Raw genomic sequence first — 24,988 nt, 5'->3', positions numbered from 1 at the left:
TTGTATCAGACAGAATTATGCGTCGACGACGCGCAGTGCCTGAGCCTGTGCCAGCGCTTCCTTGCGGACGGCTTCCTGCACCTTTTCAAAGGCGCGCACTTCGATCTGGCGAACGCGTTCGCGGGAAATGTCGAATTCGCTCGACAGTTCTTCCAGCGTCACCGGATCCTCAGCCAGACGCCGGGCCTCAAAAATGCGGCGTTCACGCTCGTTCAACACGCCCATGGCCTTGGACAGCATGCGGCGGCGGGTATCAAGTTCGTCCTGCTCGACGAGAACCTGTTCCTGGGTCTCGCTGTCATCCACCAGCCAATCCTGCCACTGGCCAGATTCGCCTTCCGTGGCGCGGATCGGAGCGTTCAGCGAAGCGTCGCCGGAAAGGCGGCGGTTCATCGATACGACTTCTTCCTCGGACACCTTCAGGGTCGTGGCGATTTCCTTGACCTGATCGGGGCGCAGATCACCGTCTTCGACGGCCTGCAGCTTGCCCTTGAGGCGGCGCAGGTTGAAGAACAGGCGCTTCTGGTTGGCCGTCGTACCCATCTTCACCAGCGACCACGAGCGCAGGATATATTCCTGGATCGAGGCCTTGATCCACCACATGGCATAGGTCGCCAGACGGAAACCGCGTTCCGGGTCGAACTTCTTGACGGCCTGCATAAGGCCGACGTTACCCTCGGACACGACTTCGCCAATCGGCAGGCCGTAGCCGCGATAACCCATGGCGATCTTGGCGACGAGACGCAGGTGGCTGGTCACGAGCTTGTGGGCGGCGTCGCGGTCACCATGCTCAGCGTAACGCTTCGCGAGCATGTATTCCTGCTGCGGCTCCAGCATCGGGAACTTGCGGATTTCGTCGAGATAACGGTTGAGACCGCCTTCACCGGCGGTAATGGATGGCAGATTGTTGCGGGCCATAAAGCACCCCCTTCTGATCGTTTAATGCCGGCTCCCTCGGGCTGACGCCATCACATATGGACGTCATCAAAACCCTTTCAGGCAAGCCGCTTCGGCGTGGGTCATGTCATCAACCCCACTCCGACCCGGATACCAGATAAGTACGGCGGAACGGTGATTCAATGCCTCACGAGAGCGTTACATCATTACAAATTCGTAAGCTTGCAAGGCCGGTGAAAATCGAAGATTCCGTCGATGGCTCGGCTGTTCCTCAGGACCGTTTCTACCGCATTTCCTCAGCCATTGCTCGGATGGTCTTGAGGGAATGCGGCGACGGACTGTTTCCAAAACGCTTCAGAAGCGATGACGTTCCAGACCGTGCGACTGGCTCATGCGATAACGGCTGTGGTCGCTGTCGATCTGGCTTCGGGAAATGCCGACATCCTTCAGCTGCTCGTCGTTGAGTTCGAGCAGCGCCATGCGGTCTCGGCGTCTTCGCAGTTTTGCGGCGATCCAGTTGATGAAACGCGCCATGCCTTTTGGCTTCGGCGGTGTGGCACTGGTTTCGATCGGAAACTCGAAAGCATAGGCAATCGGTTCCGGCGCGCGGTCAAAGACCGCCCGGTTCTCGTTTTTCATGATGTCCTCCTGAGTGGGTGGCCTGTGCTTATGACAGGCTGCAAAGGGCGGCCGCCCGGCCGCCGCTGATCGTCAAGCCGTCATGGCAGCCGTCTAGTGGCCGGGATGGGCCGACATGCTGGCGGCAGCGCGCGTAGTGGCTTCCGCTTCACGCAGAACGGTGGCGCATTCCTCGCAGCAGACCTCGACCGTCCTGCCGCCGATTTTCACGGCGATGCGGGTGTCATCGAGTTCGCAGTCGCAGGCGGCGCAGGTGTTTTCCTTCATGATGTCTCTCCCTTGGTTGGCGGTGACAGGGAGAGAAGACACCTTTGGCGAATTCGGCGCTGTCAGAATCTTTAGCGATTTTTTTAGCGCAGCCCGGCAAAGCGCTGGAATTCCGCCGGCGTGCGGCCATAGGCCTGTCGGAAGGAGGAGGAAAAATGACTGTGGCTGGAAAACCCGAGGTCGAGGCCCAGTTCGGTCAGGTCGTCGTAGCTGCCGAGCAGATCGAGCGCGCGGGCAAGCCGGAGGCGCAGTTGGTAGCGGTAAAGCGGCATGCCCTCGATCTTTCGAAACACCTGCGTCAGGTAGACGGGAGATACGCCGGTTTCTGCGGCAATTTCCGATAGCGTCCAGCGCCTTGCGAGATCGGAGGAGAGCAGGAGCTTTGTGCGGTTGACGAGTTTCTGGGTGCTGAAGCCAGGCACCGGTGGTCGGGCGGTGCGCTCGCCGACGGCGCGGCGCACCAGCGTCATCGCCAGTGCTTCGCCTTCCAGCGGTTCGGCGGTGCGGTTGAGAAGGCTGTGACGCAGCAGCGCCACCTGCGCCTGCGCGCGGGCATCGATGCCGAGGCGTTGTTTGTTGAAGGCAAAAACATCTCCGGGCCGACGGTGAATGTCCGGCACCAGTTCATCGAGCAGGATTTCCGGCAGGCTGAGGCTGATACAGGCATCGCCGCCCTCGACCGGATGGCTGATGCGGTAGATATCGCCTTTGTTGAAGAACAGCACCTGGCTTGCTTCCGCCACGGCCTCGTCATCGCCGATATGGCGCATGAAGACGCCGCGATAGGGAAACACGAGGCAGGTGCTGCCCGACGTCTCTTCTTCACTCAGGTGCCGATGCGCGCCATCGCAGACGACATCCCACACCGTGAGGATATCGGTTTCCAGCAGTTTTGTGGAATGCATGTGGCTGACGGACATCGGTTTCGCACGCCCAAAAGTTGCCGGGCGGTTTTTATACGCCCGGCAACGGCGTGTCGCCACCCGCTATTTCTTACGCCCGCAGCGCCTCGATCAGTTCGGCCATGTCGTCGGGGATCGGCGCTTCGAATTCCATCACCTCGCCGGTGCGCGGATGTTCAAAGGCCAGCAGGAAGGCGTGCAGGGCCTGGCGCGGGAAACGGCCGACCACTTCTCTTGCCTGTTCCGGCAGCGTGTTCACCTTGGTCTTGAAACCGCCGGCATATTCCGGATCGCCGATCAGAGGCGTGCCGACATGCGCCATGTGCACACGGATCTGGTGCGTGCGGCCGGTTTCCAGCCGGCATTCGATGAGGGCGGCGAGCGAGGTGGCGTCCGGCTTTTCATGAAAACGCTCCATCACCTGATAATGGGTAATGGCGTGACGGGCGTCGTCACTGTTTTCCTTCTTCACCGCACGCTTGGTGCGGTCGCCATTGGCGCGGCCGAGCGGTGCATCGATCGTTCCCTTCAGGCCGTTGGGGCGGCCCCAGACGACAGCCATGTAGGCGCGTTCCAGCGGGCCGGTGCGGCCATGGTCGGCAAACTGGTCAGACAGATGGCGATGGGCGGCGTCGTTCTTGGCGGCCACCATCACACCGGACGTTTCCTTGTCCAGACGGTGGACGATGCCGGGACGTTTTACGCCGCCGATACCCGACAGGCTGTCGCCACAATGGTAGATCAGCGCGTTGACCAGCGTGCCGGTCCAGTTGCCGGCGCCGGGATGCACGACGAGGCCTGCCGGCTTGGCGATGACGATGACGTCCTTGTCCTCGTACAATATCTCCAGCGGAATGTTTTCGCCCTTGGGCTCCGGGTCTTCCGGTTCGGGAAGCGAGATCTCGATCGTATCGCCGGGCGACACCTTTTTCTTCGGTTCGGTGCAGGGTTTGCCATTCAGGCTGACGGCACCTTGTTCGATCAGGGCTTTCAGGCGATTGCGCGAAAATTCTCCGCCGAGTTCGGCTGCCAGCCATGCATCGATGCGGCCTTCGGCATCTTCTCCGGCAGTCAGGACTTTCCTTGGCTGCTCGCCTTGGTTAAAGGGGTCGTTCATTCATTCATCCGATGTTGAAAAATCTGACGCAAGGACCGTTCCATGACCAAAGCCGAAATCGAGGACCAGAGCCCAGAAGAGCCGCTCGATCCGGCAATGGAGAACATCCGTCGCAAGATGATCAAGCTGCAGCTTGTCTCCGGCGGCATCTTGTTGGTCTGCTTTATGGCCGTCCTTGCCGCCATTGTCTACAAGATCACGCGCCCGGCGCCGCAGACGGCTGCTACAACGCAGACGTCCGGTGGCCTTTCCGTGCCGGCTGACCAGCCGCTGGCGGCAACCGCGAACCTGCCGGCCGGCTTCGTCGTGCAGTCGGTTTCGCATTCGGGCAACCAGATCCTGTTCTACGGCCAGCTTAACGGCACATCGAAGGCGCTGATCTTCGATCTGTCGGTCGGCCGTATCATCGCCGATATCACGGTCGGCAGCCACTGATGCGTGTCGAGGGGAACGGGCTTACCCGGATCGATGATCCGGCCGATCCCCGCATCGCAGAATTCCGCGACATCAAGGAACGCGACCTTGCCGGGCGGCAGGGTCGTTTCATCATCGAAGGCACTGTCGTTCTACGCATGGCCACTGCCGCGCATGGGGCAGGGGCTTTTGCAGTCGAAAAGATCCTGCTGCTGGAAAACCGGGTCGATGGTGTGCAGGATATTCTGGCGGGTGTGCCTGAGGATGTGCCGGTCTATGTGGCGAGCAGCGCCGTTCTCGATGCGATTGCCGGCTTTCATCTGCACCGTGGCATTCTGGCGCTCGGACGACGTGTTGCCGAACCTGAGCTTGATGCCCTGATCGACCGACTGCCGGAGCGGGCGCTGGTCGTTGCCGCCTGCGGTATTTCCAATCATGACAATATCGGCGCGATGTTCCGCAATGCCGCCGCCTTCGGGGCGGACGCGGTGCTTCTAGATGAAACCTGCTGCGATCCGCTTTATCGCAAGGCGCTGCGTGTCTCGGTCGGCTCGGTTCTGTCGGTGCCCTATGCACGCGGCGGATCAATCCTGTCACTGCTGGAGCGGCTGGCGGAGCGTGGTTTGTCGATCTGGGGCCTGTCTCCGGCCGGTACTGCAGACCTGCGCGAAATCCCGCCAGAGGCAGGGGGCATCGCACTGGTGACGGGAACGGAGGGAGAGGGATTGCCCCGTGTGATCATGAGCCGGTTCAGCACGGCGCGGATTTCGCAGAGGCCGGGCCTTGATAGCCTCAATGCCGGCATGGCGACGGGCATCGCGCTTTACGAGATCGCCCGCATCCAGCAGAAAATCTGATCTCAGGCGCTTTGCGTCTGTTCGGCAATCGCTTCGCGAGCGCGATCAGCAAGACTGATGCGGCCAGTCTCTGACGGCTCTGCCGGCGTCTCCAGCAGTTTGTGAATGGGTGAGGACGGGCCTTCGGCGGTTGCGGTCAGTGCTACCATGCTGGCGGCGATCGAGGCCATTTCGGAACGGATGGCATCATCTCCGGCCTTGCCGCGCGGCTTCGTCAGGCGTTCGCCGAGAGCCGTTCCGCGGTTGCGGATGTCCTGAGCCATGGATGTCAGGTCGTTCCCCGTTTCGGAAATCCCGGCGGGAATGACCGAGATTTTTTCCGGTTCTGCGGCTTTCTTCGTCGGCGCCGGCAGGGTGATGCCGGCAGCCTTCAGCGCCTTGTTGGCGCTACGGGTTTCCGCATTGGCCGTCTTCACCTTGTCGCGAAGGCGGGTAATTTCCACATCACGACGCTCAAGCGCGCTTTCCTTGTCGTTACGTTCCGCTGTTTCGCGCGCGAGCTTGTCTTCAAGGCGCAGGGCCTTATGCTCTTCCTGCGTCAGGCGGATTTCCGCTTCCTTGGTGCGGGTGGTGAGCAGCTTGACGTCCTGGCGCAAGGTGTCCCGCTCTTCGCGCAGCGCCGTCACCCGGAACTTCAGGTTCTCGACCTCGGTGTCGCGCGTCGACAGGTCGATGGTCAGATTGTCGAGGTCGGCCCCAAGCTTCATGACCCGCTTGTGCAGGGTTTCTATTTCAAGATCCTTGGTGGCACCGGCATCCTCAACGGTTTGCAAGGCGGCGCGCAATTGCTGGATATAGACATCCTCACGGCGAAGGCGCGACCGCAGGTCGGATGCTTCGGTGTTCATGTCATCAATCTGCATATGCAGTTCGTGGTTTTCCGATTGCAGGCGGGTGGCGTCGCCGGTGATGCCATCATAACGCAATTGCAGTGCCAGGGCCTTATCGCGCGCCTTCGCCAGGTCCTGCTTGGTGCGGGCGTTCTCCGCGGCATAGACGGCACGCGCCATGTCACGCTGGGCGCGCACCTCCTGCGGGCTGATCGGCATGGTCGCCTGAATGCGGTTTTCCGTATAGCGCACGATCCGCCGATGAATGGCGGGCGCAAGAATCATCGCAAGTAGAACCGCAGTCAGAAAGCCGAGGCCGAACAACAAAGCAAATTGGATCACGTGAGGGCCATCCCGCAGTCTGAATTATCGAGCCTGATACCGTCTTCCTGCCAAGTATAAACTAAGCATGAGGCGTGCGAGGCGGCAAGCGCTTCGCACGCCTAAAAGGCGAAAGTTAGATAGCAAGGATCAGAAGGGGTTCCAGGTCGGGTTCGGCGTCAGCTTCAGGTAGCCGACATTGACGCCGAGGCGTGCGCCAAGACCGGTGCGGATCGGCACCAGCACAACATTGCGGTTCTTGAGAACCGTCATGCCGACGCCGGCGATGACGAAGGCCGAGCCGCTGACACCGCCGTAACGGGCATAAAGGGCCTCGATCGACTGCAGGTCATAGACAAGCATCATGGCGCGGGTGCCCTGGCCACCGTAGTCGATGCCAAGAGACGGCCCCTGCCAATAGACTTCGTGCTGGCCGGCATTCTTCGTATAGAGCTGGCCTTCGCCATAGGTGAGGCCGGCGATGAAGGCGCCGGAACCTTCCTGGCCGAGAATGTAACCGTTCGGCAGGCCATATTGCTGGAAAGCGCGCTCGACAACCTTGGCCAAGCCACCGCTTGCATTGCCGAAGAAGCTATGTCCGGCATCGACAATTTCCTGCGCCGTGTACTGTTCACCGCTCTGTTGTTGGGCGGCGGCAACGGTGGGGAGGGCAAGAGGCATTGCAAGGACAGGGGCAAGCAGGCTCTGTAAACCCAGGCGGGCGATGGCGTAAAGTTTGCTGGGGCGCATCGTTCTTTCCGTGGTTTGCATCGAATCTCGTCGCATATAGCGGTCTAACCATCTTGAGGCGATGGTGTTAACAATCGGTTTACCAAAAATGGTGTTCTTAAGGCGCAACGCTGACGTCATTCTCGCGCAACGTTGGCGTGCTCAGGTTCTCGCCATTCGCGGACGACAATACAGCGCCGTGTGCCATATGTATGGCGCGCAAAGGACGCTGTGACATTTTAAAGAAGAGCAACAGGAACTCCCGATGCCGAAGAACCCCAATCTCACCTTGAGCGGTGCCGACCTCGCAGCCCTTCTGTGCAGCCGCGTCTGCCACGATGTCATCTCGCCGGTCGGCGCCATTAACAACGGTCTGGAACTGCTCGACGAAGGCGGTACCGACGAGGAAGCCCTGGACCTGATCCGTGCGTCCGCACTGAACGCCTCGGTTCGCCTGAAGTTTGCCCGCCTCGCTTTCGGTGCTTCCGGCTCGGTTGGTGCTTCGATCGATACCGGCGAAGCGGAAAAAGCTGCCAAGGATTTTGCGGACGCGGACAAGAAGGTCGAAGTAACCTGGACCGGCCCGCGCGCCATCATCCCGAAGAACCGGGTCAAGCTGTTGCTTAACCTGTTCATGGTCGCTTATGGCTCTATCCCGCGCGGTGGCAGCCTTGAGGTCATGCTGGAAAATCCGGAAACGGACGCGAAGTTCACCATCACGACCAAGGGCCGGATGCTGCGCGTACCGCCGAAATTCATCGAAATCTGCTCCGGCAGCATGGAAGAGGCTGTCGACGCCCATTCGATCCAGCCTTATTATACTGTGCTGCTGGCCGAAGAAGCGGGTATGGATCTGAAACACGTCGTTTTCGAAGATAAGATTGCCTTTATCGCGGAAATGGCAATCGCGTGATTTATATCGCTGATCGGTAACCATTCATTAGCTGAGGCTCCCTTAGGATCGGGATCCGGTGCTTCCTTCGAAGGCCGGATCCATTGGGGAGTCCACTATGCAGCGTCTGATGATTGCCGACAGTTCCGATATCGTCCGGACCGTTGCGAAGCGTATCCTCAGCGAACTCAACTTCATGGTGTCGGAATCGGCAAGTTCGGGCGAAGCGCTTCAGCGCTGCAAGGCCGAACTTCCCGTCGTGCTGATCGTCGATGCGGGTCTTGAAGGCGCACTGGAATTGATCACCGGCGTTCGCGCCATTCCGAATGGCGACAAGGTGCGCATCTATTATTGTGTGATCGAAGCCGATCTGCGCAAGATGATGCAGGGCAAGCGTGCCGGCGCCGACGACTTCCTGCTGAAGCCGTTCGACCGCAAGATCCTGTCCTCGGTCTTTGCCAACCTGTCGATCGCGGCCTGATTTCCAAAAAATGAAATGACGATTGCCGGGACGTTTTGACGTGCCCGGTTTTTTCGCATCCGTGATCGGCCTGTCACCAGGCTGTCCGTGAACGTGCAAAGGCCCGCGCGATGACGTTCGCGCGGGCCTTGCGGAAGGGGAATTCCGATATTTCTATCAGGCCGTTTCGGCGTATTCCGCCCCATCCGGCTCGCGCAGCACATAGCCGCGGCCCCAGACGGTTTCGATATAGTTGGCGCCATCGGCGGCATTTGCGAGCTTCTTGCGCAGCTTGCAGATGAAAACGTCGATGATCTTCAGTTCGGGCTCGTCCATGCCGCCGTAAAGGTGGTTCAGGAACATTTCCTTGGTGAGCGTCGTACCCTTGCGGAGCGAAAGCAACTCCAGCATCTGGTATTCCTTGCCCGTCAGATGAACACGCTGGCCGCCGACTTCAACGGTCTTGGCGTCCAGGTTGACGATCAGTTCACCGGTGATGATGATCGACTGAGCGTGACCCTTGGAGCGACGAACGATGGCGTGAATACGTGCAACCAGTTCGTCCTTGTGGAACGGCTTGGTCATGTAGTCGTCAGCGCCGAAACCAAGGCCTCGTACCTTGTCTTCGATGCCCGCCATGCCCGACAGGATAAGGATCGGGGTCTTGACCTTCGAGAGGCGCAGCGTCCGCAGCACTTCGTAACCGGACATGTCCGGCAGGTTAAGATCCAGAAGGATGATGTCGTAGTCGTAGAGTTTGCCGAGATCGACGCCCTCTTCACCGAGATCGGTGGTGTAAACGTTAAAACTTTCGGACTTCAGCATAAGCTCGATGCTCTGAGCCGTTGCGCTGTCGTCTTCGATCAATAGAACCCGCATATTTTTCCCCTTTACCGCCGCGAAAGGTTTGCAACCCCCTAACGCGCACCGGATCCAGTCGTTGCCTGATTTGGAGGCTGCCACCAAATGGTTAACAAACTCTGACTCGTGTTGGCAAGGTACAGGAATTTGTTAAACAAAATTGGTACTGGCCTGATTTCAATTGAGAATCCGTCACCGCCAAAACCTGAATCATAACGCGAGGAAATTGCGCTAAGTGATTCATACGACTCGTCATTGTCGTTTGTCGAAAATCGACCATGGCATTTACTGACCCTTAAGCGATCGGGTTTATCATTAACGATGCCCGTAAACGAAAGGTTACCGCGACCGGAATTTTATTAACGTCGTGGAAATTTTTTTGGTCCTATCTGTATCAGCTCGGACACAGGCATGTTTGTGAATTGGCCGGGGTCTCGCTATCCACGGGAGTATTGCGTATGAAATCGCGTGACAGTCTGGTTCGCCTGAAGGAATTTCAGGTGAATGACAAACGCCGCCAGCTGCAGCAGTTGCAGATGATGATGGCGGAATTTGAAAGAATGGCGAAAGAGCTGGAACACCAGATCACGCTTGAAGAAAAGAAGTCGGGAATTACCGATCCGGGCCATTTTGCCTATCCGACCTTTGCGAAGGCGGCACGGCAGCGGGCGGATAACCTCCAGGTTTCGATCCGAGAGCTGAAAACCCAGCAGGATTCTGCCGAACTGGCGCTTGAAGAAGCCCAGGCAGAACTTTCCAAGGCAACGGCGCTCGAAGAGCGTGACGTCGGAAACCAGCGCGCCCGCGCTTAAAGGTTTCCGATCCGTTTTGCCGGATCCGTTTCGTTAACGTGGCCGGGCAGGTTTTCCTGCCGGGCCCGTTTTCGTTTTTGTCAGGTGCCTCGGTCGATCCGATAGTCTATATCCAGTCGCAACAAGACCGGAGCGATTGATGGATCTGCCTAAATTTCTTTTGATACTTGTCGCAGCCGTTTTTCTGATGCTCGGCCTTTTCCTGCCGATCATGCGCTTCGACAGCTTTTACTTTTTCACCAAGACGCCGTCATTGGTCGGCATTGTTTCATCCCTTTGGATGGGTGGCGATATTCTGCTCGCCTTGCTGGTCGGCGGATTTTCCATCCTGTTTCCGATCCTGAAACTCGCGGTTCTGGCGCTTGGCGCCGTACGCGGGGAGGGCCAGTTAAAGCGCAGCCGGCTCGGTCGGCTGATGCCGCATCTTTCCAAATGGTCGATGATGGATGTGATGCTGGTGGCGATCGTGGTTTTTGCGGCCAAGACCAGCGGGTTGGCGGAAGCGATAACGCAGCCGGGCCTTTGGTTTTACGCCGGCTCGACGCTGATTTCCGCAGCACTTTTGCCGCTCTGGGAACGGCATGCCTTGCTGAAGCGCAGGCTGAAAAAGCAGAACCCCTCGCGGCCCTGAGGTCGAGAGGGGTTAAAGCAGGCCAAATTCGGCGTCGGCAGTGATCAGTGACGATACTGCTGGATACGGGTTGTTCTCAGGCCGGCAAGGCCGTGATCGTTAATCGAGGCCTGCCAGGACAGGAACTCCTCTACTGTCAGCGTATAACGCTCACAGGCTTCTTCCAAGCTCAACAGGCCACCACGAACAGCGGCAACCACCTCAGCCTTGCGACGGATGACCCAGCGGCGCGTATCGGCCGGGGGCAAGTCCGCAATCGTCAAAGGGCTGCCATCGGGTCCGATGACATATTTAACTCGGGGTCGGATCATTTCGGTCATTGGACTCTCTACACTACTCAAGACCACGCAACTGACCCTAGAGCCGCAGTTTTAACATTTACCTAAGCGGTTCACGGCTTTTTGTCCCGATTGTGGAAAAGTTGAGGGAGTAACGGAAAACGCAGAAAAAAAGCGCCCTGGAGGAGGCGCTTTTTCATTGGGAGGATTCGGAGAAGAAGACGAGGACCTCAAAAACCCTTGCCGCCGCGCAGTTCGGACACCACGGTGCCGACCATGATGCGGATATCGAACCAGACGGAAAACTTGTCGATATAATGCAGGTCGCAGGCGATGCGGGCGCGTGCCTTGCCGGGGCGGTCGGTCGGACCACGCAGGCCGCGCATCTGGGCAAGACCGGTCATGCCGGGCTTGACCATGTGGCGACGGTGGTAATCCGGCACCAGATCTTCATAAGGGATACCGGCGGCCAGCATGCCGATCGCATGGCAGCGCGGGCCGACCAGCGACATGTCGCCCTTCAGCACGTTCAGGAGCTGCGGCAGTTCGTCGATATTGGTCTTGCGCAGGATAGCGCCGAGCTTAGTGATGCGCGGATCGTTCTTGATCGTCTGCGCAACACCAGTGGAGTCGCCGAGGTCGGTGCGCATGGAGCGGAACTTGTAGACCCTGATCTTGCTGCAATCCTTGCCCCAGCGCGTCTGCCGGAAAAGAACCGGACCGGGGCTGTCGAGCTTGATCAAAACCGCAACCGCCAATAGCAGCGGTGCGAGCGCGATGAGGGCCATCAGAGAGACCGAAATATCGACCGCGCGCTTTGCGGCGAGGTGCGCACGCGAATGGCTCACCCTTCGCATCACTGCTGCGGCACCATAATCCTCGATATTGAAAGGAAATGGTTTCGGCTGTTCCGCTGCCACTTGAATTGCGTCTAACTGGCGTCCCGATCCCGTCACGTCATCACCCGCATCTGTTCAACACATACAGTCACTTTTGCCGGCGCCATTGGTAGCGCAACAAATCGCCGATCCTCAATGCACATCATCAACGAATGGTTAACGGCGCAGCGAGACGATCAGGGACGGTACATGTTGCAGTGCGGGAGCATTTCAAGGCTTAATGAGCAAAACTCATCTTTTCGTATTAATACGGCTGACTGGTACCCGTCAGCCGTATCCGGATCTTACCCTCAGAGCTTGAGAATATATTCGGCCAGACGCCCGGCAGCCTCACGGACCTGATTGGGGTCACGCAGGAAGCAGGCTCGCAGGAAAGGCGCACCACCCGGACCAAATGCGGTGCCCGGTGCCAGACCCACCAGCGTCTTGTCGACGATATCGAAGGCGGCGGCGCGGCTGTCAGTGATGCCATCGACCTTGAGGAAGGCGTAAAGCGCGCCATCCGGCTTGCGGGTCTCGACACGATTGGTGGAGATCAGCGTGTCGCAGAGAATGTCACGCGAGATGGTGGCGCGCTCGATATTTTTCCGCACGAAGTCATCGCCCTGATTGAGCGCCACGACAGCACCACGCTGCATGAACTGCGCAAGACCGGAGCTGGAATACTGGATGAGATTGCCGATGACATTGCCGATCTCGGCAGGGCCGACGATCCAGCCTACACGCCAGCCGGTCATCGACCAGTTCTTCGAGAAGGAATTGGCAAAAAGGATACGGTCGCCCTCTTCCATCACGTCAAAGAAGGACGGCGCGCGACCACCCGCATAATAATAGAGCGCATAGATTTCGTCGGCGATGATCCAGAGGCCGTGCTTGCGGGCGACAAAGAGGATATCGGCGAGATCTTCCTTCGTGGCTGTCCAGCCGGTCGGGTTGGATGGCGTATTGATGAACAGCGCTTTGGTGCGCGGCGTGATCAGCGCTTCCAGCCTGTTGATATCGACCTTGAAGCCGCCATCCACAAAATCAAGCTCCAGAGGAACAGGCGTTGCACCACCAATACCGACAGCGGAGACGATGTTCGGCCATGTCGGCGTCAGATAGATCAGTTCGTCGCCTGGCGCAGTCACTGCCTGAACACACAGCGTGATCGCATGCATGCCGGAACTGGTAACCGAAAAATGGTCGATCGGCAGGGAGACCTGAAAATGACGGCGGTAAAAATCGGCGAGCGCCTCGCGCATTTCCGGAATGCCGCGCTGCCAGGTGTAAAACGTTTCGCCGGACATCAGGGCGTCGCTGGCCGCCTTGTTGATGAAATCGGGGCTTGGCAGATCGCCCTCGCCCGCCCAGAGCGGGATCAGGCCTTCGCGGCCACGTGCATATTGAACGACTTCGATAATGCCGCTCGGGGGAGCGGACAGGGCACGGTGGCTCAGGCTTTCAAGAATGGACATGCGTTACAATGACTCCCGTTTTGGGAATTCATAACGCAAGAATACCGACGAATCCCATAAGAATTCGTCGGCCTTCGATCGATTTATGTGAAGCGTTGCCGATCAGCGGTTCTTCAAAAGATCGCGGATTTCCGACAGAAGCGCGATATCGGCCGGCGGCGGGGCCGGTGCGGCCTCGACCGGCTTCTTTTCCTCGGCTGCGCGCAGTTTGTTCACGCCCTTCACCATCAGGAAGATGATCCAGGCGAGGATCAGGAAGTTGATGATGACGGTCAGAAACTTGCCGTAGGCAAAGACGGCGCCCTGCTCCTTGGCGGCATCCAGCGTCGTTGCGGTGACAGCCGAATTCAGCGGAAAGAAGTAATTCGAGAAATCGATACCGCCGACCACGACACTGACGACCGGCATGACGACGTCATTGACGAGCGAGTTGACGATGCCGGTGAAAGCACCGCCGATGATGATACCGACCGCAAGATCGACGACGTTGCCCTTGGCGATGAAGGAGCGAAATTCGCTGACGAAAGACATGGTTACCCTCTCTGTATGTTCCACCCTGAAACGCAACATAGCGCATTCGAAAATACTGAAAAGACCAGTTTGCAGTATTCGGGCGCCAGACAGCCATCTTCAACTTTTTGACGAGAAGCCGCTGATTTTCAAGCGTCCGCTTTTCCCTTAGACTTGGCTTCGGAGGATGGCCGGTCTGACCGGTCGCGGAGGAGATATGCTTCCAGGCTGGGCCATTTTGCTGTCGGCATGTGCCTATATTCTGCTGCTGTTCGCAGTCGCGACCTATGGCGACCGCCGCAGCGCAAGTCTTGGCGTGAGCCGCAACGGACGGCCGCTCGTCTACGCCTTGAGCCTCGCCGTCTATTGCACGTCCTGGACCTATTTTGGCGGCGTGGGGCTGGCCGCCGGGCACGGGCTGGAGTTTGCCGGCATCTATATCGGCCCGATCATCGCGTTTACCATCGGCCTGCCGATCATCCGCCGCATCATCGAGATCGCCAAGGCGGAACGCCTCGTCTCGGTCGCCGACTTTGTTGCCGCCCGCTACGGTAAGAACCAGACGGTGGCGCTGATCGTCGCCGTCATCTCGCTGGTTGGTGTCATCCCGTACATCGCCTTGCAACTGCGCGCCGTATCCAGCTCGGTCTCGGCCATGCTCGATCCTTCGGGCTTCGGGGCGGCCGCCGACCTCTCGCCCGGCTTCCTCGATCTGGCTTTGATCGTGACACTGATGATGGCCTGTTTCGCGGTGATGTTCGGTACACGCCACACGGATGCGACAGAACATCAGGATGGGCTGATCCTTGCCATCGGGGCGGAATCGCTGGTGAAACTGGTGGCCTTCTTCACTGCCGGCATTGCGGTCCTTTATTTCCTGTTCGATGGGCCGGCCGATATTTTGCAGCAAGCGAAAAATCATCCGCTGGTATCGGCCTCGATGGACTACCACACACCGACCAGCCGCTGGGTCGTGCTGATCGTATTGTCGGTTTTCGCGATTATTCTTCTGCCCCGCCAGTTTCATGTGACCGTCGTTGAAAATCGCACGATGCGGGAATTGCGCATGGCCGGCTGGCTGCTGCCGCTTTACCTGGTCGCCATCAACCTGTTCGTGCTGCCGGTAGCCGCCGCCGGCCTGATCCTGCTTGGAGGCAGCGGTGATTCCGACCTCTACCTTCTGCTCCTGCCGCTCACCCAGCATATGCCGGGCGTGTCGCTGATCGTCTTTATCGGCGGCTTTTCGGCAGCCACCGCCATGGTCATCGTCGAATCCGTGGCACTTTCGATCATGGTGTCGAACGATATCGTCATGCCGGTATTTCTGCGCCGCCGCCTGATCGGCTCCGACGACCAGCGCGCCGATTTTGCGCCCATGCTTCTGACGATACGGCGCATGGCGATCTTTGCCGTACTGATCCTCGGTTATGCCTATTATCGTATGTCCGATGGTCAATCCGGCCTTGCCTCGATCGGTCTTTTGTCCTTTGCCGCGATCGCGCAGATGGCGCCGGCCGTGCTGGGTGGCCTGTGGTGGCACCGCGCCAATGCCCGTGGCGCCATTGCCGGCATGCTGGCCGGTTTTTTTGCTTGGGCCTATCTGCTGTTCGTGCCGAGCCTTGGCGGGCCGGACAACGCCCATGTGGCGTCCGCCGTTCTGAATTTCCTGTTTCCCGGCACCGGGATTTTTTCCGGCCCGGGTGCCGATCCGCTGGTCAATGCCGTCACGCTCAGCCTTCTCCTCAACCTCACAGCTTTCGTGCTCGGCTCGCTTTCACGCAATCCGCGACCGCTGGAACGCGTGCAGGCCGGTGTGTTCGTGCGCCGCCAGCCGCGTTCGCAACTGGTCAGCCGTGGCTGGAAGACGGCGGTCACGATCGGCACGCTGAAGGCGACGATCGGCCGTTATCTCGGTGAGGAACGCATGCGCCGCTCCTTTGCCAGCCATGAACGATCGACTGGTCGCAAGCTCTCGGACACCGACGCGGCCGACATGTCGATCATCCATTTTTCCGAACAGCTTCTCGGCAGCGCCATCGGTTCGGCTTCCGCACGGCTGGTACTGTCGCTTGTGTTGCAAAAAACGGAGGATGCCGGGCCGGACACCGCATGGCTGCTCGATCAGGCCAGCGAAGCGCTGCAGCACAATCAGGACATGCTGCAGACCGCACTTTCCAAGATGGACCAGGGTATTGCCGTGTTCGACAATCTCGGGCGTCTGACGGTCTGGAACCGGCGGTTTCGCAGCCTGCTTGATCTGCCGGAAGACGTCGGACAGGTAGGCTACCCACTTTCCGATCTCGTCTCTATTCTCGTGGCCCGAGGTGATCTGGACGCAGCCGGCAAGACGGCGCTGATCGCACGGTTCAAAACGCTCGATATCCCCTTCTCGCTTTCGCTCGGCAGAAGAAAGCGCATAATCGAGGTGCGCTCCAACGCCATGCCGGACAATGGGTTCGTTGCCACTTTCACCGACATTACCGACCGCGTGTCGGCGGCTCGCGCATTACAGGAGGCAAACGAGACACTGGAATTGCGGGTGAGCGAGCGCACCGCCGAACTGACGCAGGTGAACGGCGAACTGGCCGCTGCCCGCGCCGCTGCCGACGATGCCAATCTCGGCAAGACACGCTTCTTTGCCGCTGCCGGCCACGACATTCTTCAGCCGCTGAATGCCGCTCGTCTTTACTCTTCCGCGCTGGTCGGACGGTTAGGACAATCGGAAAACAGCGAACTGGTCAGCAATATCGATTCGGCACTGGAATCGGTCGAGGCCATTCTCGGCGCGGTGCTGGACATTTCGCGGCTCGATACAGGCGCCATGAAACCGCAGATCGCCGCCGTTCCGCTGGGCGATCTGTTGCACCGGATCGAGACCGATTTTGCACCGCTTGCGCGTGAAAAGAACCTGACCTTCAAGGTCATGGCCACCTCGCTCAGCGTCCGTTCGGATGCCAATCTCCTGCGCCGTCTGGTGCAGAACCTTGTATCCAACGCCATCAAATACACTGTGTCCGGCAAGGTTCTGGTGGGTGTGCGTCGGCGTGGCGAGGATGTGGTGATTGAGGTGGCCGATAGCGGCATCGGTATTCCGAAAGCCAGTTTCGAGGCGATCTTCGAGGAATTCACGCGGCTGGATGAAGGTGCGCGCACAGCCAGCGGGTTGGGCCTCGGCCTTTCCATCGTCGACCGCATTTCGCGGGTATTGTCGCACCCGGTCGAGATCGTGTCCGCCCCCGGTCGCGGCACGATTTTTCGCGTCACGTTGCCAAAAACCGAGGCGGCAAAGCAGTCTTCGCCCATCCCTGTCTCCATCGCCCCGCAATCGCTTTCCGGCGTCACCGTGCTGTGCATCGACAACGATCCGCGTATTCTCGCCGGCATGGCGATCCTGATTTCCGGCTGGGGCTGCACGGTTCTGCAGGCTTCCTCGAAGGCGGAAGCCGCGGCGCTGGCGGAGGATGTCCACAGCACTGCCGTCACACCCGTTCCCGATCTCGTGATCGCCGATTATCACCTTGACGACGGAACCGGGATTGCGGCAATTCTCGGGCTAAGGGCACGATTCGAAATCGATATTCCGGCCCTTATCATTACCGCCGACCGCAGCCAGGAGGTTCGCGCCGAGACAAAAAAACACGGCCTGGGATTGCAGAACAAGCCCGTCAAACCGGCAGCCCTGCGTGCCTATATTTCCCAGATCGCCAGTCATCGTCGCACCGCGGCCGAGTAGGTTCCCGTTCTGAAACACACATCTCCTTGATCGTCTTTTGATCGCGTGTGGGTTGCAAAATTGGCCCATGTTCGGAACCGCACGCCTTTTTGCCGCGTTTAGGCGCGTATCTTCCACCGGCCCGAAGAGGCACCAAGGCATCGATCGCGCCTGCGCTCGGCACCTGAAAGACGGAGAACGCGACCGATGAAACGCTTTGAGATTATTGATGGATTGCGGGGATATTTCCTCGTTTTCATGCTCATCAACCACCTGGTTTTTGCCGGCGGCTACTGGCTGGTGAAAATCAACCATAACCAGCTTGCCTTCGTTGAGGACGCGCAGGGCTTCGTGTTCCTGTCGGGCCTGCTGATCGGCATGGTTTACGTGCGCAAAATGGCCAAGAACGGTTATGAAGCCGGGCGTAACGCGATCTATTCGCGTGCTTTTGAGCTTTACCGTTATGCGATGGGCATCGTGCTCGTTGCGCTGGCCGCGCAGATGGTTCTGCCGGGTGCCTATTACATATGGTATAACTGGCTGGGTTACACGACCTTCGACGATCCGCTGCGTCTGGCTGCTGTCGCGACCTTCTTCTTCCAGCCGACCTTCATGGACATCCTGCCGCAATATATCGTCTACATGATCTTTGCGCCGATGCTGGTGAAGCTCGTGATCGACGGCAAGTGGGCCTATGTGATGATCGGCTCGCTGATCGTCTGGATGGCTGGCCAGATCGGTGTGCAGAAGCTGATCTCCGACCCGATCAATGCATTCCTGATGCGTGCCGACGATCAGGGCATGCGCACCTCGTTCAACCTGTTCGGCTGGCAGATCGTGTTCTATTCGGCTCTGGTTCTCGGCGCGCTGACCTCGCTTGGCCGCATTCCGTGGACAAAGATCTTCTCGCCGGAAAACTCGTTCATTCCGCTGGCTGCCGTGTCCGTCTGCCTGTTCTTCCTGCCGCTGCGCATTATGACGGCTTATGGCTGGATGCCGCCGGAACTGGCCGCCAAGTTCGCGTCGCTGGAAATCCGCACCGACTTCAGCGTGGTTTACCTGCTGAACTTCATGGCTGCCGCATCGCTGATGACCTGGATGCTGATTGCCGGCCCGAAACATCCGGCCGTGTGGGTTCGCAAGATCGCCAATGCCTTGGTCTGGGTGTTCTCGATCCGCTTCCTGCAGCTGCTCGGCCGTCATTCGCTGCACGTTTATGTCTGGCACGTCGCCATCGTTTACGCCGTCTATTATTTCGACGGTCGTTCGCCGGAACTGTCGCAGTTCACCAAGGCGATGATCGCCGTGGTCGGCGTGGCGCTTCTGGCCCTGCCCGCCCTGTGGCGCGAGCGCGACAAGTTTTTTGGCACCGCCGAGGACAATGCGCCCGCACCGCGCGGCCAGAATGGTCAGCCCGCCGTTGGGGCCAAGGCGACCGCCAAGGCCAGCGTGCCGGCAACACGTCCGCGCACGGCATAAACCGGTCAAGCGCATAAAATATGAAGGCGGCCTGGCAACGGGCCGCCTTTTTCATGTTCGAGCGTCTGCGGCTTGCTTTTTCTTGGCGGCGGAGATTTGGGTGATATGTTCCTGTTCATCGCGAAGACAGGAGCAGGTCAATGACCAAACCGCATCCCTCGAAGACGCATATCGGCAATCACGCGCTTCATCCCGAAACGCAGATGCTGAACTATGGTTATGACCCCGAATTGTCTGAGGGCGCGGTGAAGCCGCCGGTTTTCCTCACCTCCACCTTCGTGTTCAAATCGGCAGAAGAAGGCCGCGATTTCTTCGACTACGTCTCCGGCCGCAAGGAACCGCCGGAAGGCACGGGCGCCGGCCTCGTCTATTCGCGCTTCAACCACCCCAATAGCGAGATCGTCGAGGACCGGCTGGCGGTTTACGAGCGCACGGAAAGCGGTGCGCTGTTTTCCTCCGGCATGTCGGCGATCGCGACAACACTGCTGGCCTTCGTGAAGCCCGGCGACTGCATTTTGCATTCGCAGCCGCTTTACGGTGGCACCGAAACATTGCTCTCCAGAAAATTCGCCGAACTCGATGTGGCGGCTGTCGGTTTTTCCAATGGCGTCGATGAGGTTTCGGTCGTCGTCGCCGCCAAGGCGGCGATGGCCAAGGGCCGCGTTTCTGTCATCCTGATCGAGACGCCGGCCAACCCGACCAACAGCCTTGTCGACGTTGCCCTGATGCGGCGCACGGCCGACGAGATCGGCGCCAGCCAAGGCCACACGCCGATCGTCGTGTGCGACAACACGCTGCTCGGTCCGGTTTTCCAGCGGCCGATCGAGCATGGCGCGGATATTTCCGTCTATTCGCTGACCAAATATGTCGGCGGCCATTCCGATCTGATTGCCGGTGCTGCACTCGGTTCGAAGGCCGTGATGAAACCGGTAAAGGCATTGCGCGGGGCGATCGGCACGCAGCTTGATCCGCATTCCTGCTGGATGCTGGGCCGCTCGTTGGAAACCCTGTCGATCCGCATGGAAAAGGCCGATGCCAATGCAAAGGCGGTCGCGGATTTCCTGAAAACCCATCCGGCGGTCGAGAGCATTCATTACCTGCCCTATCACGACCCGCAATCGCCGACGGGCAAGGTCTTTGCCCGCCAGTGCAGCGGTGCAGGCTCGACCTTTTCCTTCGACATCAAGGGTGGGCAACCTGCTTCGTTCCGCTTCCTCAATGCGCTTTCGATCTTCAAGCTGGCAGTGAGCCTTGGCGGCACGGAATCGCTTGCCAGCCATCCGGCCTCGATGACGCATTCGGGCGTGCCGGCGGATGTGCGCCAGAGGATCGGCGTACTGGAAAGCACGATCCGGCTGTCGATTGGCATCGAACACCCGGATGACCTGATCGCCGATCTGACGGTGGCTCTCGACAAGGCTTGATGTTGGCCTGACCATGGGCCTCAGGTGGACGATGCGCGAGACCTGCCTGCCGTGACGGGCAGCCTTGCGCGTGTGCACTTTGACATTTGCCCTTGAAGCCAGTAGAGACGCGCCCATGTTCGGCTGCGAGCCTTGCAGCCAGGGCGCCCCGGAAACGTGGGCGCGTTAAATCCGAAAGACAGTAATTCATGACCGCAATTGACGGCGCGATCCCGCCGATCGCCAAGGCGTTGGAAAAACGTGGCTACGCGACGCTGACCCCGGTTCAGCTGGCGATGCTCGATCCCAACCTCATCAATTCCGACGCGCTGGTATCGGCGCAGACCGGATCCGGCAAGACGGTGGCCTTCGGCATCGCCATGGCGCCGACGCTTTTGGGCGACGCGGAACGCTTTGGTCGCGCCGGCGTGCCGCTGGCACTGGTGATCGCACCGACCCGCGAACTGGCCATGCAGGTGAAGCGCGAGCTGGACTGGCTTTATGCCGAGGCCGATGCCGTCATCACCTCTTGCGTCGGCGGCATGGATATCCGCTCCGAGCGCCGTGCGCTGGAACGCGGCGCCCATATCGTTGTCGGCACGCCGGGCCGTATCTGCGACCATATCCGCCGCAACGCGCTCGACATGTCCGAGCTGCGCGTCGCCGTGCTGGATGAGGCCGACGAGATGCTCGACCTCGGCTTCCGCGAGGACCTCGAATACATTCTCGAGCAGGCCCCGGACAACCGCCGCACCCTGATGTTCTCGGCCACCGTGCCGGCCGCCATTGCCAAGCTTGCCAAGAGCTATCAGCGCAATGCCGTGCGCATTGCCACCTCTGCCGAGCAGAAGCAGCATGTGGACATCGAACAGCGCGCCCTGCTGGTCACCGGCCAGGACCGTGAAAACGCCATCGTCAACGTGCTGCGTTATTACGAAGCGCCGAACGCGATCGTGTTCTGCTCGACCCGCGCTGCCGTCAATCATCTGACCGCCCGCCTGTCCAACCGCAATTTTTCCGTCGTCGCGCTTTCCGGCGAACTGACGCAGAACGAGCGCACCCATGCGCTGCAGGCCATGCGTGACGGCCGCGCCCGCGTTTGCGTGGCGACCGACGTTGCCGCCCGCGGTATCGACTTGCCCGGCCTCGAACTGGTTATCCATGCCGACCTGCCGACCAATTCGGAAACGCTCCTGCACCGTTCGGGTCGTACCGGCCGCGCCGGTTCCAAGGGCATCAGCGCGCTGATCGTTCCGGTCAGCCAGCGCCGCAAGGCCGAACGTCTTCTGCTCGGCGCCAAGATCGAGCCGACCTGGGCAAACCCGCCGTCTGCCGATGCCGTTATCGAGCGTGATGAAGAACGTCTGTTCGCCAACCCGATCTTCACCGAGGTGACGACGGATGAGGACGAACTGGCACTGATCGCCAAGCTGACCGAGCGTTTTGACGCGCAGAAGCTGGCAACTGCTTTTGTCTCGATGTATCGCGGCAAAAATTCCGCCCCGGAAGAAATCAGCGTGGTTTCGCTGGATGGCGCGCGCAAGCCGCGTGACGGACAGACCGGCGACGCCGCTTCGCGTCCGCTGACGCCGCGTGGTGATTTCGGCCCGGCCGTGTGGTTCTCGCTTTCGGTTGGCCGCAAGCAGCGCGCCGAACCGCGCTGGCTAATCCCGACCATCTGCAAGAGCGGCGATCTCAGCAAGAACGAGATCGGCGCCATCAAGATGCAGGCCGACGAGACGTTTGTCGAAATCTCCGAAGCCCATGCCGAACGCTTCATGGCCAAGCTCGGCAAGGACCGCATGATGGAGCGCGGCATCCGCGTGACCAAGCTGGACGGCGCCCCCGACTTCTCCAAGTTTTCACGCGGCACCGACGACGAAGGCTTTACCCAGCGCGATGGCCCGCGCATGGACAAGCCCTGGAAGGACAAGCCTTTCAAGAAGGACGGCCTGCGTGGCGACAAGCCTTTCCGCGACAAGCCTTATGGTGACAAGCCGTTCAAGGACGGCGATGCACCGCGCAAGGACTGGAAGCCGAAGGGCAAGGCCAATGACGGCTTCAAGTCCGACGGACAAAAGTCTGAAGGGTATAAGGGCGACAAGGTGAAGTCCGACAGAGTTGGCGACGACAAGCCCTGGAAGAAAAAGGCCAATGACGCACCGGCCGGCGATGCCAAGCCTTTCAAGAAGAACAAGGATGGTGGCAAGCCGGGTTTTGCCAAGCCGGAAGGCGGCAAGGGCGGGTTTGGCAAGGGCGCGCCGAAGGGCGGCAAGTTCACGAAGTCCGACAAGCGCGACTGATACGCTGATCAATGATCGACGAAGGGCCGGGAAACCGGCCCTTTTCTTTTGCCACAGACAGCCAGTATTCCGCGGGCTGTCGGCGGCCGACGATACAATCGTCGCAACGGCATAAATTTCTTATTTAGATAATCATAATATACAGATGTGATGGGCTCAACTGACGAGCCGCGGTTCCCTCGCATTGGTGTGTTATGTCGAGATTGCTTTTTACAGGACTGCCGCTTCGCATTCGCGTCGTCATTGCGGTGACCGCGTTCTTTTTGGCTGTTGCAGCCATACTGGCGGTGCTGATCGCCGTTTCGGTGCGCGACATGACGAGTACGGCAACCAGCATCGATGACGCACGGGCCAGACATGCTGCGAAAGCCGCAATAGCAGCACTGCAGGAACACCTGAGTGCCACCGCACGCGACAACACGGTGTGGGATGATGGCTACGAGCACATAACCTCTCCCGAGGCCAAGGAATTCTCCGATACGACCTGGGGCAAGAGCACGATCGACAACCCGCTTTTTGATGCCTCCATCGTGGTCACACCGCAACAGACCATTCTGAGCAGCTACAAGAAGGGCCAGGAATTCGACCCCCACAGTTTCTTCGATTCGTCGCTGGCCGATATCATCGGCCATGCAAAGACCTCCGGCCGCGTGCCGGTCGTCAGTTTCGTGCGCAGCGCGGACGGGCTGGCCATCATGGCGGCCGGCATGATCCGGCCCTATAACCGGACGATTGATGCCGATGCACCACTTCATACGCTGGTGCTGGTCAGGTTCATGTCTGCGGAAACGCTCGACGAGATCGAGCAGACTTTTGACCTCGACGATCTGAGCGTCAGTGAAACGCCCGAACCGCACATGCTGTCTGTGCCGCTGAACGACGCGGACGGCAATACGCTAACCTATCTGCAATGGGAAAGCCGCGAGCCCGGCACAATGATTTACGATCGCGTCCACGGTTACCTTCTGACCGCAGCCATTGTTCTGGCCGCGTTCCTGGTGGCCGTTCTCGTCACCGGTTTCATGGCGGTGCGTATGCTGCAGCGTTCCACCGACCGCGCCCGCCACCGCGCCACCCATGACGTGCTGAGCGGCCTACTGAACCGCGCCGGCATTCTCGAAAAGCTTGACAAGGCGATTGCGGCCGACAGGGCCGACCTGATGCTGCACCTGATCGACCTCGACGGTTTCAAGGGTGTCAACGATGCCTGGGGCCACGCCGTGGGTGACGAGTTGATCAAACTGGTGGCCGCACGGGTACAATCGCATCTGCCGGCCGATGCCCTGTTTGCCCGGCTGGGTGGCGACGAATTTGCCGTTGCAACGCCGCTTCACACAGCCACGGACCTTGCCCAGCGGATCGTGGATTGCGTGGCCGAACCCTTCATGATCGGTGGGCGCACGATCGAGATCGGCGCCAGCATCGGTACGGTGACGGCGCAAAACGATGTGCCCGATGCGCTGGAACTGCTGCGCCGCGCCGACATGGCGCTTTATACCGCCAAGGAAGGCGGTCGCGGACAGGCGGTGACCTTCACCGCCAATCTCGACAACGACCGGCTGATGGCGGCCGAACTGGAAGACCGGTTGCGCCGCGCGCTGGAGCGCGGCGAGATACAGGTCGCTTACCAGCCGCTGTTCGACGCCCAGGCCGGGCGGGTGGTGGGCGTGGAGGCGCTGGCGCAATGGGTGCCGATCACCGGCCGTGTCAGCCCGGAAATCTTCATCCCGATTGCCGAACGCTCGGGCCTGATCGACCAATTGGGCATGCAAGTTCTCAAAACCGCGATCGAACAGGCGCAAAAATGGAAAACGCTGGCGCTTTCGGTCAACGTTTCGCCGATCCAGCTTCGCAACCCCAATTTTCCCGCCGATGTGATCCGGCTTCTCGACAAAACCGGCTTCGATCCGCATCGGCTGACACTGGAGATCACCGAGGGCGTGCTGATGTCCAACCCCGACCAGGCGCGCCGCGCCATCGAGGCACTGCGCAATATCGGCGTGAAGTTCGCGCTTGACGATTTTGGCTGCGGTTATGCCAGCATCGGCGCGTTGCGCACATTCGGGTTTGACCGGATGAAGATCGACCGATCGCTGGTAAGCGGGCTGAAGAACCGCGAGGGCTCGGAAGTGCTGACCGCGACCATTTCACTGGCCCATGCGCTGAACATTCCAGTGACGGCGGAAGGTGTGGAAACGCCGGAACAGATGGCGGCACTGAAGCAGACCGGTTGCGACCAGTTGCAGGGATTTTTGCTGGGCAGGCCGATGAGCGGAGCGGATATCGCGGCACTGGTGCGGTCGAGTGCTGCGTGAAGG

At 59.6% G+C, this 24,988-nt stretch carries 23 protein-coding genes; 11 read left to right on the top strand and 12 right to left on the bottom strand.

Features of this window, described 5'->3' with window-relative positions:
* Positions 1-15 precede the first annotated feature (15 nt).
* From rpoH to GAO09_RS28450, 5 genes are all read right to left on the bottom strand, one after another.
* Complete coding sequence (rpoH, locus tag GAO09_RS28465; protein ID WP_153360176.1) at positions 16-918, bottom strand: RNA polymerase sigma factor RpoH; 903 nt, start codon at positions 916-918, stop codon at positions 16-18.
* 333 nt (positions 919-1,251) lie between these two features.
* Complete coding sequence (locus GAO09_RS30200; RefSeq protein WP_235938549.1) at positions 1,252-1,536, bottom strand: DUF1127 domain-containing protein; 285 nt, start codon at positions 1,534-1,536, stop codon at positions 1,252-1,254.
* A 93-nt stretch (positions 1,537-1,629) separates the two neighbouring features.
* Positions 1,630-1,803, bottom strand: coding sequence for a hypothetical protein (locus GAO09_RS29790; RefSeq protein ID WP_209018874.1), 174 nt, complete (start codon positions 1,801-1,803; stop codon positions 1,630-1,632).
* 83 nt (positions 1,804-1,886) lie between these two features.
* Entirely contained in the window at positions 1,887-2,723 is an 837-nt protein-coding gene (locus GAO09_RS28455) for a helix-turn-helix transcriptional regulator (RefSeq protein ID WP_235938547.1), read from the bottom strand.
* 73 nt (positions 2,724-2,796) lie between these two features.
* Positions 2,797-3,822, bottom strand: coding sequence for an RluA family pseudouridine synthase (locus tag GAO09_RS28450; RefSeq protein WP_153360174.1), 1,026 nt, complete (start codon positions 3,820-3,822; stop codon positions 2,797-2,799).
* Positions 3,823-3,864: 42 nt separating this feature from the next.
* On the opposite strand from GAO09_RS28450, the gene GAO09_RS28445 reads away from it, so the two are divergent.
* Together GAO09_RS28445 and GAO09_RS28440 are read left to right on the top strand one after the other, a co-directional pair.
* On the top strand, positions 3,865-4,257 hold the full coding sequence (locus tag GAO09_RS28445) for a hypothetical protein (protein WP_153360172.1): 393 nt from the start codon (positions 3,865-3,867) through the stop codon (positions 4,255-4,257).
* Positions 4,257-5,093 carry a TrmH family RNA methyltransferase gene (locus GAO09_RS28440; protein ID WP_153360170.1) on the top strand — a complete coding sequence of 279 codons (837 nt, stop codon included), beginning with the start codon at positions 4,257-4,259 and terminating at the stop codon, positions 5,091-5,093. The genes GAO09_RS28445 and GAO09_RS28440 overlap by 1 nt, the downstream gene beginning before the upstream one ends.
* Positions 5,094-5,095: 2 nt before the next feature.
* Here GAO09_RS28440 and GAO09_RS28435 read toward each other — a convergent pair whose 3' ends face one another.
* Complete coding sequence (locus tag GAO09_RS28435) at positions 5,096-6,265, bottom strand: coiled-coil domain-containing protein (protein ID WP_324185099.1); 1,170 nt, start codon at positions 6,263-6,265, stop codon at positions 5,096-5,098.
* A gap of 129 nt (positions 6,266-6,394) precedes the next feature.
* Positions 6,395-6,994, bottom strand: a complete 600-nt coding sequence (locus tag GAO09_RS28430) for a DUF1134 domain-containing protein (RefSeq protein WP_153360168.1) — start codon at positions 6,992-6,994, stop codon at positions 6,395-6,397.
* Between the two features lie 244 nt (positions 6,995-7,238).
* On the opposite strand from GAO09_RS28430, the gene chpT reads away from it, so the two are divergent.
* Positions 7,239-7,886: a histidine phosphotransferase ChpT gene (gene chpT / locus GAO09_RS28425; protein WP_153360166.1), complete on the top strand. Its 648-nt coding sequence runs from the start codon at positions 7,239-7,241 to the stop codon at positions 7,884-7,886.
* A 97-nt stretch (positions 7,887-7,983) separates the two neighbouring features.
* Positions 7,984-8,346 carry a response regulator gene (locus GAO09_RS28420; protein ID WP_153360164.1) on the top strand — a complete coding sequence of 121 codons (363 nt, stop codon included), beginning with the start codon at positions 7,984-7,986 and terminating at the stop codon, positions 8,344-8,346.
* 156 nt (positions 8,347-8,502) lie between these two features.
* Here GAO09_RS28420 and ctrA read toward each other — a convergent pair whose 3' ends face one another.
* Complete coding sequence (ctrA, locus tag GAO09_RS28415) at positions 8,503-9,204, bottom strand: response regulator transcription factor CtrA (protein ID WP_112733668.1); 702 nt, start codon at positions 9,202-9,204, stop codon at positions 8,503-8,505.
* 440 nt (positions 9,205-9,644) lie between these two features.
* Here ctrA and GAO09_RS28410 point away from each other — a divergent pair, with 440 nt between their 5' ends.
* Positions 9,645-9,998, top strand: a complete 354-nt coding sequence (locus GAO09_RS28410; protein WP_153360162.1) for a flagellar export protein FliJ — start codon at positions 9,645-9,647, stop codon at positions 9,996-9,998.
* Positions 9,999-10,137: 139 nt separating this feature from the next.
* Positions 10,138-10,629 carry a paraquat-inducible protein A gene (locus GAO09_RS28405; protein WP_153360160.1) on the top strand — a complete coding sequence of 164 codons (492 nt, stop codon included), beginning with the start codon at positions 10,138-10,140 and terminating at the stop codon, positions 10,627-10,629.
* 44 nt (positions 10,630-10,673) lie between these two features.
* Here the strand turns inward: GAO09_RS28405 and sciP are convergent, their stop codons facing one another.
* The 4 genes from sciP to mscL all read right to left on the bottom strand — a co-directional run bounded on the left by sciP (position 10,674) and on the right by mscL (position 13,794).
* Positions 10,674-10,949 (bottom strand): CtrA inhibitor SciP, encoded by a 276-nt coding sequence (gene sciP / locus GAO09_RS28400; RefSeq protein ID WP_112733674.1) that lies wholly within the window; start codon positions 10,947-10,949, stop codon positions 10,674-10,676.
* Between the two features lie 188 nt (positions 10,950-11,137).
* Complete coding sequence (locus GAO09_RS28395; RefSeq protein ID WP_153360596.1) at positions 11,138-11,764, bottom strand: sugar transferase; 627 nt, start codon at positions 11,762-11,764, stop codon at positions 11,138-11,140.
* A gap of 332 nt (positions 11,765-12,096) precedes the next feature.
* Positions 12,097-13,263 carry a pyridoxal phosphate-dependent aminotransferase gene (locus GAO09_RS28390; protein WP_153360158.1) on the bottom strand — a complete coding sequence of 389 codons (1,167 nt, stop codon included), beginning with the start codon at positions 13,261-13,263 and terminating at the stop codon, positions 12,097-12,099.
* A 102-nt stretch (positions 13,264-13,365) separates the two neighbouring features.
* Complete coding sequence (gene mscL, locus GAO09_RS28385) at positions 13,366-13,794, bottom strand: large conductance mechanosensitive channel protein MscL (RefSeq protein ID WP_153360156.1); 429 nt, start codon at positions 13,792-13,794, stop codon at positions 13,366-13,368.
* 196 nt (positions 13,795-13,990) lie between these two features.
* Between mscL and GAO09_RS28380 the strand changes: the two genes are divergently transcribed.
* From GAO09_RS28380 to GAO09_RS28360, 5 genes are all read left to right on the top strand, one after another.
* On the top strand, positions 13,991-17,506 hold the full coding sequence (locus GAO09_RS28380) for a hybrid sensor histidine kinase/response regulator (RefSeq protein ID WP_153360154.1): 3,516 nt from the start codon (positions 13,991-13,993) through the stop codon (positions 17,504-17,506).
* 186 nt (positions 17,507-17,692) lie between these two features.
* Entirely contained in the window at positions 17,693-18,964 is a 1,272-nt protein-coding gene (locus GAO09_RS28375; RefSeq protein ID WP_153360152.1) for an OpgC family protein, read from the top strand.
* 140 nt (positions 18,965-19,104) lie between these two features.
* Positions 19,105-20,388, top strand: coding sequence for a cystathionine gamma-synthase family protein (locus GAO09_RS28370; protein WP_153360150.1), 1,284 nt, complete (start codon positions 19,105-19,107; stop codon positions 20,386-20,388).
* Between the two features lie 188 nt (positions 20,389-20,576).
* The gene (locus tag GAO09_RS28365) at positions 20,577-22,670 is read left to right on the top strand and encodes a DEAD/DEAH box helicase (RefSeq protein WP_153360148.1); all 2,094 of its coding nucleotides are present in this window, start codon (positions 20,577-20,579) and stop codon (positions 22,668-22,670) included.
* A gap of 194 nt (positions 22,671-22,864) precedes the next feature.
* Positions 22,865-24,985, top strand: coding sequence for a bifunctional diguanylate cyclase/phosphodiesterase (locus GAO09_RS28360; RefSeq protein WP_153360146.1), 2,121 nt, complete (start codon positions 22,865-22,867; stop codon positions 24,983-24,985).
* Positions 24,986-24,988: the final 3 nt, after the last annotated feature.

The organism is Endobacterium cereale, from assembly GCF_009617585.1.
Lineage (GTDB): Bacteria > Pseudomonadota > Alphaproteobacteria > Rhizobiales > Rhizobiaceae > Neorhizobium > Neorhizobium cereale.
This window is presented reverse-complemented; position numbering and strand designations above follow the sequence as displayed.